The sequence below is a fragment of the Fannyhessea sp. C0108B2 genome (assembly GCF_056583915.1).
Map to the genome: position 1 here is coordinate 60,138 of NZ_JBWPJQ010000007.1, position 13,450 is coordinate 73,587.

Annotated in this window: 11 protein-coding genes; 6 read left to right on the forward strand and 5 right to left on the reverse strand. The window is 40.1% G+C overall.

The window, feature by feature from the left end:
- Positions 1 to 9 precede the first annotated feature (9 nt).
- Together AC1DBT_RS04610 and AC1DBT_RS04615 are read right to left on the reverse strand one after the other, a co-directional pair.
- A complete protein-coding gene (locus tag AC1DBT_RS04610) occupies positions 10 to 1,008 on the reverse strand; it encodes a hypothetical protein (protein ID WP_480018784.1) in 999 nt (332 codons plus the stop codon).
- 295 nt (positions 1,009 to 1,303) lie between these two features.
- Positions 1,304 to 2,161: a MurR/RpiR family transcriptional regulator gene (locus tag AC1DBT_RS04615; protein ID WP_480018785.1), complete on the reverse strand. Its 858-nt coding sequence runs from the start codon at positions 2,159 to 2,161 to the stop codon at positions 1,304 to 1,306.
- Between the two features lie 184 nt (positions 2,162 to 2,345).
- Here AC1DBT_RS04615 and AC1DBT_RS04620 point away from each other — a divergent pair, with 184 nt between their 5' ends.
- From AC1DBT_RS04620 to AC1DBT_RS04640, 5 genes are all read left to right on the forward strand, one after another.
- Positions 2,346 to 2,795 carry a PTS sugar transporter subunit IIA gene (locus AC1DBT_RS04620; protein WP_480018786.1) on the forward strand — a complete coding sequence of 150 codons (450 nt, stop codon included), beginning with the start codon at positions 2,346 to 2,348 and terminating at the stop codon, positions 2,793 to 2,795.
- 121 nt (positions 2,796 to 2,916) lie between these two features.
- A complete protein-coding gene (locus AC1DBT_RS04625; protein WP_480018787.1) occupies positions 2,917 to 3,768 on the forward strand; it encodes a ketose-bisphosphate aldolase in 852 nt (283 codons plus the stop codon).
- Between the two features lie 23 nt (positions 3,769 to 3,791).
- Entirely contained in the window at positions 3,792 to 4,124 is a 333-nt protein-coding gene (locus AC1DBT_RS04630; RefSeq protein ID WP_276769158.1) for a PTS fructose transporter subunit IIB, read from the forward strand.
- Positions 4,117 to 5,217: a PTS fructose transporter subunit IIC gene (locus AC1DBT_RS04635; protein WP_480018788.1), complete on the forward strand. Its 1,101-nt coding sequence runs from the start codon at positions 4,117 to 4,119 to the stop codon at positions 5,215 to 5,217. Before AC1DBT_RS04630 ends, AC1DBT_RS04635 begins: the two co-directional genes overlap by 8 nt.
- A 153-nt stretch (positions 5,218 to 5,370) precedes the next feature.
- Positions 5,371 to 6,243, forward strand: a complete 873-nt coding sequence (locus AC1DBT_RS04640) for an ROK family protein (RefSeq protein WP_480018789.1) — start codon at positions 5,371 to 5,373, stop codon at positions 6,241 to 6,243.
- 626 nt (positions 6,244 to 6,869) lie between these two features.
- Here the strand turns inward: AC1DBT_RS04640 and AC1DBT_RS04645 are convergent.
- Complete coding sequence (locus tag AC1DBT_RS04645) at positions 6,870 to 10,718, reverse strand: G5 domain-containing protein (protein WP_480018790.1); 3,849 nt, start codon at positions 10,716 to 10,718, stop codon at positions 6,870 to 6,872.
- Between the two features lie 341 nt (positions 10,719 to 11,059).
- Between AC1DBT_RS04645 and AC1DBT_RS04650 the strand changes: the two genes are divergently transcribed.
- Complete coding sequence (locus tag AC1DBT_RS04650) at positions 11,060 to 11,929, forward strand: aldo/keto reductase (RefSeq protein WP_480018791.1); 870 nt, start codon at positions 11,060 to 11,062, stop codon at positions 11,927 to 11,929.
- Between the two features lie 199 nt (positions 11,930 to 12,128).
- Here the strand turns inward: AC1DBT_RS04650 and lgt are convergent, their stop codons facing one another.
- Entirely contained in the window at positions 12,129 to 12,953 is an 825-nt protein-coding gene (gene lgt / locus AC1DBT_RS04655; RefSeq protein WP_480018792.1) for a prolipoprotein diacylglyceryl transferase, read from the reverse strand.
- 5 nt (positions 12,954 to 12,958) lie between these two features.
- Positions 12,959 to 13,192, reverse strand: coding sequence for a NifU family protein (locus tag AC1DBT_RS04660; protein WP_029575192.1), 234 nt, complete (start codon positions 13,190 to 13,192; stop codon positions 12,959 to 12,961).
- Between the last annotated feature and the right edge of the window lie 258 nt (positions 13,193 to 13,450).

Here is a 13,450-nt window from a genome sequence, read left to right on the forward strand (position 1 = left end):
TGCAAAAAATTAGCAGGCTTTTTTCTTTGAAAGCGCGCAAGCCGAAAGAGTCAAGCCCGTCATAATGAGCGGCAACGCACACGAGCTAGGATCTCCCGTTTGTGGAAGCTTTTGTACGTCAGGCTGATCAGAGCTTTGAATTTGCGACTGTGCGGCATCTTTACCTGGAGCTCCGGCAGGACCTTGGTCACCTTTGTCACCCTTATCACCCTTATCACCCTTGTCACCTTTAGGACCTACTGGACCGGCAGGGCCTTGATCTCCCTTATCGCCTTTATCACCTTTAGGGCCAGCAGGGCCTTGATCTCCCTTATCGCCTTTATCACCTTTGGGTCCAACGGCTCCTTGGTCACCTTTGTCACCCTTGTCACCCTTGTCACCTTTAGGACCTACTGGGCCTTGGTCACCCTTGGGTCCAATAGCTCCTTGGTCACCTTTGTCGCCTTTTTCTCCTTTAAGGCCAGCCAGGCTGCTCAAATCAACTTTTTTTGTATCGCCGTTCAAAAACGTCAATTGAAGATAAGGTTTTCCGCCTTCATTTATTGTTACAACATTAATAATGGGATTAGGATGACGCACGATAAACTTAAAAATAAACAGTTTACCGTTACTGCTACCACGTTGATCAGTGACGTAAAGCTTATACGTTCCGTCCTTCATCTTATCAGTAGGAATAGATATTTTATTTGCAGCTATCGTTTGGAGTGTTTTACCTACTGGTTTCTCGTTTTCTGGCAAAATCAGATACGAAATATTGGTAATGGTAAAACCACCGTTTTTGTTATTTAACTGATAACCATCAGGGTTAACCGCAACACCTTTTTCTGCTGTTTGGCAACTAAGAATACCAACGCCTTCTTCCTTAACGCCGACGCCTTCTTCAAATTTTCCTGTTACATTTATAAATTGAAATTCATCCGCAAAAGCAGGTACGGCAATAAATACAAGCGTAGAAAGCACTACCATTACAGAGAACATTTTTAAAATCGTACTGTGTATTCTTTTCATGTTTAAGCTCCTTTCATAGATTGAATACAATTACTAGCGTACTTCAATGAACATAAAAAAAAAAGCATTATTTTCAGTAATCTTTATATTTTATAAGTATTTTTTCAAATCTAGGTTAAGTGTGCATTAAAATGCCTGTTAAAAGCATATACACGGCGTTAAAACGTATTAAAGGATTACAAACTTATAAACTAATCCAAAAAAATCATTAATCAATTAAACCAACTGTATACAGATCAAAACACGCGGAATCAATATCAGTGTATACGTCTGTTACATAACCAATTCAATTGCGCTATATCTTCAACGACGAGAAAAACTCGTATTCTAATTCTTGTGATTTGATAAATTCATTATTATTCATTTTAATTGAGATAATAAAAGCTATGATTACATCATTAACGATATATTCCCCTATGTGTGTTTCAAGCCCATTATGGGAATCGTTAATATCGTTAAAAAGCCTTCCTGAAAAGATCGTAAATTCAGCATTTTCTGATAAGCAAGAATCTACATCCGATGATATGCAAACTTGTTTCACATGATTTCGTTTCGCAATGTCGCTAATTTGCAATATGCTTTTTGAAAGACCCGATTTTGATATGTTAATAATCAAATCGTCTTTTTTTAAATTACTCACGTAATTTAATAACTTTTCATTAGAAGTGGATGTATACGCATTAAAGCCTAAACGATTTAGTCTAAAATCTAAGTCAAGTGCTATAGGCATTGTATTACCCGCAGCACATATCAAAATTATTTTTGACCTAAATATTAAACTTATAAGATCTTTTATATGTTTAATATTTTGATCGCTATTGATTGTATCAATCAGCCCCTTTTTTCTATTAAGAAAAAGCTGAATGGGCTTTTCATTAAAGTCTTTAAAATCTGCAACGTTGGCATCGTTTAAATCTCTAAGCAGCAAAATCTTCATTTGATAGAAGCCTTCATAACCACAATGCTGGCACATTCTTACTACCGTTGCATCACTGACTTTAGTAAAAGATGCAATTTCTTTTACATTCATTAACGACGCTTTATGAGGATCATTTATTATAAATTCTGCTACTTTTTTCTCAGCTTTAAACAACGAGTTATACTTACTCTTAAATGTTTCAATTACATTTGCCTCTGCCAGCTTTGGTTTCATAAGCACCTCTTGTGTAATCATTCGTACCATCGATTTTACTACATAAATCCTTAATTTCAATTCGCACCGATTTAGATTATCCATTGACTTTTTTTTAATTGACTATATCATCGTATTATGTAATGATATTTCGTGGAGGGCGTAAGTGTTGTAGGTAATGTAATATTCTTTTTTTGGAGGCAATATGAGCGTTTTAGAAATATTAGACGATGATCTCATGGTAGAAAATTTACAAGCCGATTCAAAAATTGATGCACTAAGCAAAATGACAGATATTTTGTTGGAACATAATTATATCTCCGACAAAGAAGGTTTTCTCAATGATGTGCTTGAAAGAGAAAAATTGGGAACTACCGGCATAGGAGATTATGTAGCAATACCTCATGGTCAAAGTGACTATGTAAATAAAACCACCATTATGATCTCAAAATTACAGAACGAAATAGAATGGGAAACTTTAGACGGTAAAGGTGTTAAGGTGATCGTTCTATTTGTTGTAAAAAATGGCAAAAATTTTGCAGACAATCACCTGGCAATTTTATCCGAAGTTGCTTCTTATCTAGCAGATGAAACGATATTACATAAATTACTGAATGCTTCAAATAAAACTGATATTAAAAATTGTTTCGTATAAAAAACGTTGTATTAAGGAGGCTGCGATGTGATGGTTTAAGTATGTAATCAACAGTTATGTTGATTGGTTGCGCTGTGAGTGAAAACAAATTTGGATTTTGGGAGGAACTATGCTATTAAATATGAATCAACTATTAAAAGTTGCTAACGAGAAAAAGTTTGCTGTACCTGCGTTTAATATTTCATCTTTGCCAATGCTCAATGGTGTTATTAAAACGTGCGAAGAATTAAACTCACCTGTAATTCTTGAAATTCATCCCGACGAGTTGTCATATATAGGTGATAGCTTTGTAAAAACTGTACTTGATAAAGCATACAAAACAAAAATTCCAGTTGTAGTTCATTTAGACCACGGTGCAAGCTTAGCTCAGGTTGTAAGGGCAATACAGGATGGATTTACTTCGGTTATGATTGATGGAAGCCGACTCAGCTTTGAAGACAACATCGAACTTACTAAAAAAGTAGTTGACGTTGCTCATCTTGTTGATATTTCAGTTGAAGCCGAGATTGGAACAATAGGTTCTGATGCAAGTGACCAATATGGTGGATCTAGAGATATTACCTATACTGTTCCAGCTGATGCTAAGAGATTTATCGACGAAACAGGTTGTGACACTCTCGCAGTAGCAATTGGTACAGCTCATGGAGTATATCCAAAAGACTTTGTTCCTAAATTAAAATTAGACTTGCTTTCAGAAATCAAAGAATTAGTAAAAATCCCACTTGTTTTACATGGTGGTTCATCAAATCCAGACGCTGAAATCGCTGAAGCTGTAAACAGAGGTATCAATAAGATCAATATTTCCTCGGATATCAAAATGGCATTCCATCAAAAATGTAGAGAGGTTTTAGCCAGAAGCGAAAGCATTAGAGAGCCTAATGTTATATATCCAGAATGTACTGAAGCCATGTGCGAAGTTGTAAAAGATAAAGTATGTCTGTTTAAAGCTAACGATAAAGTTAAATTTTATTAATAAATAAACGGAGGGGGTAGTTTATGAAAATAGCATGTGTTTGCGCATGTACATCTGGTATTGCTCATACGTATATAGCAAGAGAAAAGTTAAAAACTGCTGCCGCTGAGCTTGGATATACGATCAATATCGAGACGCAAGGAACAATTGGAACCGAAAATAAACTTTCAGATGAAATGATAGCGGAAGCTGATGTAGTCCTGTTAGCTATTGATATTGCAATAACGGGCAAAGAAAGATTTAAAGGTAAAAAAGTGGTTACAGTTCCAACAACCTACTGCGTTAAGTCACCCAAGAAACTGTTAGAAACCATACATGCCAAAGTAAAAGATGAAACAGGTGAAAACAATGAATAACTTTTTAAATGATTTAAAAAAGCATCTTTTAACTGCAATTTCTTATATGTTACCACTTGTAGTTGCTGCAGGTTTGCTTATTGCAATTGGTAACTTAACGGGCGGTCAAGTAGTAAAAGAGTTTAGCCAGCTCACAATACCTAGTGCATTAACAACATTAGGTGTATTTGGTATGGGTTTATTGCCTTCTTTCATTGCAGGCTATACTGCTTATTCAATTGCAGATAGACCAGGTATAGCACCAGGTTTCTTAATGGGCCAAATTGCATCTTTTCTAGGTGCTGGCTTCCTTGGCGGTATCGTTGGTGGTTTAATTGCCGGTTATATGGCAAAATTCCTAATTGATAACTTGAAAGTGCCTAAATGGGCAGAAGCTTTAATGCCAATGTTAATAGTACCAACCTTAACTGCTATTGTTGCTGGTTTAATTATGTTCTTCTTAATTGGTCAGCCAATTGCCTGGATTACCTCGCAATTAACATACTTTATTAAAAATTTGGATAGGACATCTAAAGTAACATATGGTTTTGTAATTGGATTTTTGGGTTGTTTGGATTACGGTGGACCAATTAGTAAAGTACCTAATTTGATCTGTGACGGGTTATTATTGGAAGGCATTTTAGAGCCAGAAGCTATCAAAGTATTGGCAGCAATGGTTCCTCCTATAGGTGTAACTATCTCGTTGATATGGAGTAAACTTTTAAATAAGAAAATATACAACGACGTTGAGGTAGAAAACATTAAAGTTGCCTTCCCCATGGGTCTATGCATGATTTCAGAAGGCGTAATTCCTATCGCTATGAATGACCTCGTAAGAACTGTTTTTTGTACTTCCATAGGTTGCGGAATTACAGGGGCTATTAGCTTTAGCATGGATGTTGGTAGTTCGGTTCCATCCGGTGGTGTTTTTGTCATCCCTGCTATGACTAATCCTGTTATGGCATTCGTTGCATTACTTGGTGGTTCATTGGTAACTTCGATATTGCTTATAATCACCAAAAAGCGTCTTAAAAAAGGTGAAGTTTCAATAAACGAAGAAGCTTCAAATGAAGACGAGCTTAGCTTTGATAGCTTAGAAATATCTGAAGGATAAAATAGCAGAGTCTACAGCAAACCAAGCAGGCTAAGCAGACACAAGCAATAAATTATGTAATCTCCCTATCAAACACAATGTGTATCCCCTATTTATACTCATTAAGATAGGGAGATTCTTTTAAACCATATGAGGCTATGTTATGAGGTAACAATGTTTGGATCAATTGAATTTGGCGGTACAAAAATTAGATGCGCGATCTTTGATATCGATGGCAACTTATTGTCAACAAAAAATATAAAGACGGAAGATCCTCATAAGAATCTTGAAGCAATAGATCAGTTCTTTTCTAAGAGCGCGATAAAATCTGTGGGAGTAGGTGCATTTGGGCCTATTGGCGTAAATAAAGATGATCCTCAATACGGTGTCATACAAAATACGCCTAAGATACAATGGAAGAATTATAATCTACTAGAACATTTAGAAGCAATTTTGAAATGTAAAATTGGGTTAGTGACCGATGTGGGATTATCAGCCATTGGCGAATACTACATGGGCGCAGGTAAAAATTCTAGCTCATTACTGTATTTAACAATTGGCACGGGAATCGGTGGAGCTTTCATACAAAATGGCAAAATTGTAAATGGATATTCACATCCTGAAATGGGTCACATTGAAGTTAGCCGAGAAGATGATGATAACGTAGAATCTGTTTGTCCTTATCACACAAGTTGCTTAGAAGGTTTAGCAAGCGGTCCTTCCATACAAAAAAGAACAAACTTGTCAGGGGAACATACTGATATCAATGACCTTTCTTTTGAATATGCATCACGATATATTGCAAAAGCACTATACACGTACTCATTAATACTAAGACCATATAAAATTGTTTTAGGGGGAGGACTTATTAATAAAACAGGTTTTATTGAGATGATACAAAATCATTTTAATAAAATCAAAGGTGACTATATTGATATACCTGACCCTAAAAACTATATAGTTAAACCTGGACTTCAAAATGATTCAGCTCTATATGGAGGCTATTTATTAGCAAAATCCATTCTTGAACCCAATACATTGAATTAAAGGGCTATAGTTCAAGTGTAAATAAGTTATTCTGTCGTATAGGGATAGGAAACGCTGTGTTGTAGTTCTGACGACACCACAGCGTTTCCATATGTATTGTGATTGCAAACTTCTAAAAACAAGACATCGATAACGCTGGTTTAAGGCAAACTATTGATAGTCTTTCTATAAAAAAGTCCCCTCAATGGTCCGCAGGCTAAAGCCTTAAGCGCAGAGGGGCACTGTCAATACATATTTTATCGTAATTATTGTAATTTTAAACAGAATTTTAGGGCATTTGATACTATTCGTTTACCTGCAATTCGATGCTTATAAGCTCATAAATTATGGTTCAAATATTGGATCAATTTTACAAAGCTATTCTCATACATACCAAAAAAGTGCCACACAATACTGTCTACGGGAAACGTACCGATATTGGGCAATCGTAACTTAGGGCGTTCTTAAACTTTGGACAATCGTACTTTCATGCCAAGGGCAAAACAAAAGACAACCTTGGCTTGATGTCTTGTCCTCAAACAATGTTGAGAATAAGCATCAGTTAAGAACCAAGGTTGTCTTACCTAACAATTACAAAGCAAAGACCGTGCGTAGCAGCGCTTTTTATGAACTCCAGCGCACCAAGCTTAATGCTTTTTCTTGCGTAGCGTTGCAAATCCTAAAAGCGATAAACCAAGCGACGAAAGCAACGAGCCAAATGAACCCGCATCACCCGTCTTAGGCGTTTGCTTCATGTGTTTTGGTTGCGACAACGCTGATGCGTCCGTGACGGCATTGGTGCCTGCGTTGGCATCGCTGTTCGTACCTGCATTAGTGCCGGTATTGTCGCCTGAGTTATCACTCTCGTGATTATCCGTATCTGGAGCTACAGGCTTAGCTGGTATAAGTTCAGACCACGACATAGATGTATGAGTCTGTGGGTTGGTTAATTCGCCAGTATCTGGATTAACCGTATACGTAGTGGTAATAGTCTTATTACCATCATGCGTAACTTGTTTATTACCTACCTTTGTTAGGCCATCCTTGGCATCGGTGATTTCTACCTTCTCGCTTGGTACCCATACGCCGTTAACAAAGCTGCCTGTATGAGTAATAACTTTAAGCCCTTCAACAGGATCGCTAATCTTCTTTTGTGTGTTGTAAGGAAGCGTATCATCTGCCTCGTACTTCATCTTGCCTGGCAAGACTTCTGCTTCTTGCGTATCCATTACCGCAGGCGCTGAGCTGTCGTGTTGCGGCTCAGGTGTTGGGGGCTCAGGTGTAGGCGGTTCAGGCGTTGGAGTTGGTGTAAGATCTTCCTTCGTTCCTACTAAAACTACCTCATCAACTGCATCAATGTGTTTACCTCGTACCGATTCGACATTCTCAGTCAAGCCTTTTACGGGATCAACAACATACGTGGTAGTAACAACGTCACTACCATTTTTACCTTGTGTTTGAACTTTTCTCTCGCCCTTCTTTAAGGAAGCGTCATTTTTTTCAATCGTCTTAAACTTAATCTCAGTTGTCTTGGTATCAACGTTTCCGACCTTAACAACCTTATCTGTGGCGGCTTTTGTTGTTTTGCTTTCGGTTGACTGAATAGTTTTTGTCACTCCTGTGTCAGCATCTACTACATAGATAGTTGTCGTGGTCTTTGTACCTTTGGTGCCTTCAGTCGTCTGCTCTTTCTTGTAATCAAGTTTGCTGTCGGCCTGATAAACCGTAGCTGGTTGAATATCCTCAGTCTCAACTTTCTTATTGCCAACCTTAGTTACACCGTTTACAGCTGCTTTGGTTTCAACTTTCGGCTCGCCTTCGACCCACTTGCCGTTTTCCACCCTACCTGTTGGAGTAGTGGTCTTCTCTCCGTCTTTTGGATCACTTACTTTCTGAGTTTGGCCGTAGGGCAATGAGTCATCGGCCGTATAAGTCATTTTCGCTTTTAAAACTTCCGTAACTGATGCTCCGCCTGCAATATCGGTCCACGGGCGCGAGGTTACCACCGTCGGATCACTTAAAGTGCCGTCGTCCGGATTAACTTTGTAAATCTTAGTTGTGGTTGAGCCGTCGTTGTTTTGAATAACTTCTTTGTTGCCAACTTGTATAACCTCATTAACAGGTTTGGTGCACGAACCCTTTTTCGCTTCAACTTCCGTCGTTAAGCCGGTCGCAGCATCTACCTTGTAAGTCAACGTGACTTCTTCTTTACCGTTTTTACCAGCGGTTTTAGTTTCCTGTTTTTGGTAAGTAAGATCTGGATTTCCCACATAGGTTTTCTTGAAAGCAATGTCGCTTGTCTTTTTCTCCACGTTGCCGACTTTAATGATTTTGTCCTTGGCCTTGACAGTATCTACAGTCGGTGTACCGTCAATATTGCTTGTAAGACCATCATTCTCATCAACCTTGTAAATAGTTGTCGTGGTCTTCGTGCCCTTGGTGCCTTCTGTTGTTTGCTGCTGGTTATAATCAAGTGTGCTATCAGCCTCATAGACGGTACCAGGCTGAATATCTTCAGTCTTTACTTCCTTATTACCAACGCCAATCACATGATCAGTAGGATTGGTTGTCGTTTCTTCCTTTGTGCTTTCAACGTCTGCGGTAAGACCGGAAGTTTTATTCACTTTATACGTGGTAGTAACAGTTTTAGATCCGTTCTGACCAGTAGTCTTATCTTTTTGCGCTTTGTAAGTAAGCGTACCATCCGCAACATAGCGAGTCTTAAACGCAACGTCCTTCTTTTCCTTTTTAACGTTACCGACTTTGATGACTTTGTCCTTAGCGGCTTTGGTCTCAACTTTCGGCTCGCCTTCTACTTTATCTGTAAGTCCGGTATCAGAATTGACTTCATAGATGGTCGTCGTGGTTTTCGTGCCCTTGGTGCCTTCTGTCGGCTGCTCCTGCTTGTAAGTAAGCGAGCTGTCGGCCTCATACGTTGTACCAGGCTGAATATCTTCAGTCGTAACCTGCTTATTACCAACGCGTGCTTTGCCGTTGACGACTTTCGTTATTTCTTTATAAGAAGTGGCATCTGGATCCCAAGTGCCGTCTTTCATTGCACCAGTGATGGTTTGCTTTTTACCGTCTTGAGGTTGGGTGTCATATTCGACTGTCTTGTATTCCAAGTTTGGATCAGCTGTGTATGTTGTCTTAGCTTTTATTGTTTCCTCTTTTACAAGCCCCAGGTAGTAATCCTGGAAAAGTTCAATCGGTGACTTAGCGTTTTTAAGATCGTGAACCGGTACAGGAATTACATTCTCAGGCAAGTTAAGCGTAGGATTTTGATCGCGCAAGTCCTTTACAGCCTGTTTAATAGCATCATCAATCTGCGGCCTAACAACTTTCATGGGGTCGTTGGAAGCAGCTTTGTTTACATCAGGCTTGCCGGCATCGTCGATGCGCGAATCGTAAACAGCTGGCAACTCAAGCTCTACTGACTTTTCGGTATCCTTATCCTTATAAATAACTTTGACTTTTTTGTAGAACTTGTACTTTGCAGTCTTATTCTTTTCAAGAATCGTCGGGTTGTCGGTGATCAGCAAATGCCAGCTTGGACCGGTGTATTTCTTTGCAGAAGCATCCCAATGTGTGAGAATTGAACTTGTGCTATTCATCAAGTTTTGAATTGGATTAACCGCTCCATTCGGATCCACAAGCGTCCAATTATTAGCTACAAGCACACCGCGGAAAGAATTGAACATGTTGGTAACATCTGCAGTATTCTTAAACTTTTTATTGCTAAAATCGAGCACAAAACTGTCGTTTTCGTTGCCGACGCCCGAGAACATCAAATTAAGCTTATCTGCACCAGATACATCCCACTTGGAAAGATCAAGCTTGCCTTCAAGCTGACTTGCCAAGTTAAACATCTTTTCCATGCTCTCTACTTTAGATGTATCCCAGTTCTCTATGCCCTTAATATAGTTCAGGTGATCGGCAGCCTTACGATAATTTTGCATAAAGAACGCTGCTAAATTTTTGGCAAACTTAATATTCAGATTATCCGTAATATTAATGGTTTTGACGGATGTTTGAAAGAACAATGTATCGTTTGAAACACCTGGATTCGTAGAATCGTAAATATACACACGCTTATCGAAGCGCACTGGGGCGTAGTCATGAGCTTCGTCCTTAAAGTCGAGTACATGATTTATTGCCGTAAAGTCGCCTTTTTTATTCTCAAGCGAATAGGAAATAACGCCCTCACTCGCCCCGTTCTTAGGGCGAATAACAAACTCTTGCTTGTCTTGATCAAAAAAGGCCTCGCAGCCCTCCATCTGCTCAGCTTCTTCTTTGGTTAAGCTTGTGCGCACAGGCGGAAGCTGAGCATCGGGTGCCTGATTTGATCCCGTAGCAGATGATGAGGTAGTAACTGTAGTACTTTGAGCATACGCTGGCGTAGAAACAGCTGTTGCAAGACCTACCGTGGTTGCGCACATACCAACACTTAAAATAACAGGTAGAACAGCATTGGATTTTTTATTCTTTTGAGACATAAATTCTCCTATACGGTCTGTGTATATCGGAGTATATAGAGAATTATCATGTCTTATAAAGTAGGATTTAATATACAGTATATATTGAATATAAACTGCCAATGATCTAGAATGAGCCTAAAAGAAAGTTGAGCATCATAGAGATTATCTTGCCAAGATAGAAGTGTATATTAAATCCTACGTTATAATACAAAAGAGTAAATTTTTACGTCAACGTCGTCGGAAGCGCGTGCTATGACACGTCAACACTGTCGGAACAACTGCGTCCCAACACAAAGCGTGCGTATTCCAGCACAAAACTCGTCCGTCGATTATGCGTAATTTAGAAAGAAGATGTTTTAATGCAAACTGATACGTACAAAACAGCAGCTGTACAAACTGTAAAACTAGCAAGCGGATACACCATGCCCATGCTTGGTTTAGGTACGTATAAAGCGCACAACACCATTGATCTTATGCTTAAAGCACTCGACCTTGGTTATCGCGCGCTTGATACGGCATGGATGTACCAAAACGAAGCAGAAGTGGGTCAAGCAATTGCTCATACCGATGTAAGGCGTGAGGATCTTTTTGTTGCAACTAAAATATGGCCTAACTATTACGGCGAAGAGCTTGCAAAGCGCTCCATTGATCGATCTCTTAAGGATCTGCAGGTAGATTACCTTGATATGATGTATCTGCATTGGTGGGGTAAAAAAGCTTTGGAAACGTGGCGCGTGCTGGAAGACTACCACGATCAGGGCATCATCAAAAGCATTAGCGTAAGCAATTTTAATGAAGCAATGCTCGACGATTTTATGCAGCATGCGCGCATTATGCCAAGTTGTGACCAAATTGAAATTCATCCGTTATGGCCCGAAGAAAAGCTGATAACCTACCTGCATGCGCACAATATTCAGCCGGTTGCATATTGTCCAATTGCGCGCGCAAAAGCCGAAGTTATGCAAAGCGATATCGTTCAAAGTTGCGCTCAAAAGTATCACAAAACTCCGGTACAAGTGGTGCTGCGTTGGCAAATTGATCGCGGCGTTGCAGTGATTCCTAAAACCGTGCACGAGGAGCGCCTGCCCGAGAATTTAAGTGTCTTTGATTTTAAGCTCACCGAAGACGAGGTCAAAGGCATTACTTCACTTGGAAGAGAGGATGGAAAAATATCTCATCCAATGACCGATGAAGACTGGCTTGCGAAGTGCGTGAATACGCCCTTATAGCGTTGTTATAGCATTGCAAGTTAGGGAGCACACAACCAATAACGCACACGAGAAATAAATTAGCACACTAAAAAACTCCGTATCCGCTTTGTCGGGTACGGAGTTTATTGTTTTATATGCGCGCGGACGCGAACTCATAACATCAAGCATGTATAAATTGGACTAGGAAAAAAGCACTCTAGCCTGCTTAGTATGTCTATTACGCCAAATGATGCTCAATTTTGCGCGTAAACGCCCAAAAAAGAACAAACGCACCCAGCACGATAAGTGGCAGCGAAAGACATTGTCCCATCGTAAGCCAATCAGTTCCGCATAGGTATCCAAGCTGCGCATCGGGCAGGCGCACAAACTCGATCAAAAAGCGAAATGCGCCATACATCACCAGAAAAATACCGATAAACTCCCCTTCATACCTGCGCTTCTTTGAGTGTGCCAGCGTAAACAGCACGGTAAAGATAACCAAGCCTTCAAGCACAGCCTCGTACAACTGTGAAGGATGACGATACACAAATCCGCCGCCAGTATGAGCAAACATAACTCCCCAGGGAAGATCGCAAGCCTTTCCCCATAATTCACCGTTAATGAAGTTAGCGCAACGGCCAAAAAAGAGACCCAGGCAGGTACCAATAACAGCCAAATCGCACACGGTTACAAATGAAATGTTATATACAAAGCGGCACATAATATATCCAGCAATAAGCGCGCCCACAAGTCCACCGTGAAAACTCATGCCGCCTTGATTGAGAAAAAACACCTCAAGCGGATGTTCGCTGTAATATGAAAAGCCATAAAACAGCACGTACACTAAACGAGCACCCACAATAACGCCGATGATGCTTGCGTTTACCAGCCCCATTACGCGATCAATACCCAAAGGAATCTTCCACGCTTGCGACGTTTTATACATCACAATACCAGCAGAAATAAAACCTGCAATATAGGCAAGCGCGTACCATCTGATAATAAAAGGGCCTATTTGCAAAGCAATGGGATTAAGCGTTTGGTAAAAATCATTCAGCCACATAGCATCTACCACATCATCGAAGGTTCAACTTTAACAACACCAGGAACATGCTCTTTTAAAATACGCTCTACACCTTCGCTCATGTCGTAAGCAGACATCGGACACCCTGCGCACGCGCCAACCATATCAAGCGTTACTACGCCATCATCTGACACGTTAACGAGCACAATATCACCACCATCAGCCTGCAGACTTTCTCGAATGACATCAAGCGTTGCTTCAAGGATTTCGCGATTAATAGGAACATGAGCCGGCTTTTCGCTGGACGTTTCATGCGCTTGAAAATTATCAAGCTCATGCTGCGCCTCAGGCGAAATATCAGGAGATGAACCTGCGGTAGCCGCTTGGGTATCCGCGGCAGCTTGGGTATCTGTAGTGTGCTCAGAAGCATCATCTTTAACGTCGGCATCACATGCGCGTGCAGCGGCTTCATCTGCCGCAAGTGCACGAGTGCGCGCAGCAGCATCCGCAGCTACGTTATACTCGTTATCTGAAGA

What these genes read in the sequence shown, in the direction of transcription:
- AC1DBT_RS04610 (WP_480018784.1), bottom strand. Translation starts at nt 1,008, where the DNA reads ATGAAAAGAATACACAGTACGATTTTAAAAATGTTCTCTGTAATGGTA.
- AC1DBT_RS04630 (WP_276769158.1), top strand. Translation starts at nt 3,792, where the DNA reads ATGAAAATAGCATGTGTTTGCGCATGTACATCTGGTATTGCTCATACG.
- AC1DBT_RS04625 (WP_480018787.1), top strand. Translation starts at nt 2,917, where the DNA reads ATGAATCAACTATTAAAAGTTGCTAACGAGAAAAAGTTTGCTGTACCT.
- AC1DBT_RS04615 (WP_480018785.1), bottom strand. Translation starts at nt 2,161, where the DNA reads ATGAAACCAAAGCTGGCAGAGGCAAATGTAATTGAAACATTTAAGAGT.
- AC1DBT_RS04650 (WP_480018791.1), top strand. Translation starts at nt 11,060, where the DNA reads ATGCAAACTGATACGTACAAAACAGCAGCTGTACAAACTGTAAAACTA.
- lgt (WP_480018792.1), bottom strand. Translation starts at nt 12,953, where the DNA reads ATGTGGCTGAATGATTTTTACCAAACGCTTAATCCCATTGCTTTGCAA.
- AC1DBT_RS04620 (WP_480018786.1), top strand. Translation starts at nt 2,346, where the DNA reads ATGAGCGTTTTAGAAATATTAGACGATGATCTCATGGTAGAAAATTTA.
- AC1DBT_RS04635 (WP_480018788.1), top strand. Translation starts at nt 4,117, where the DNA reads ATGAATAACTTTTTAAATGATTTAAAAAAGCATCTTTTAACTGCAATT.
- AC1DBT_RS04640 (WP_480018789.1), top strand. Translation starts at nt 5,371, where the DNA reads ATGTTTGGATCAATTGAATTTGGCGGTACAAAAATTAGATGCGCGATC.
- AC1DBT_RS04645 (WP_480018790.1), bottom strand. Translation starts at nt 10,718, where the DNA reads ATGTCTCAAAAGAATAAAAAATCCAATGCTGTTCTACCTGTTATTTTA.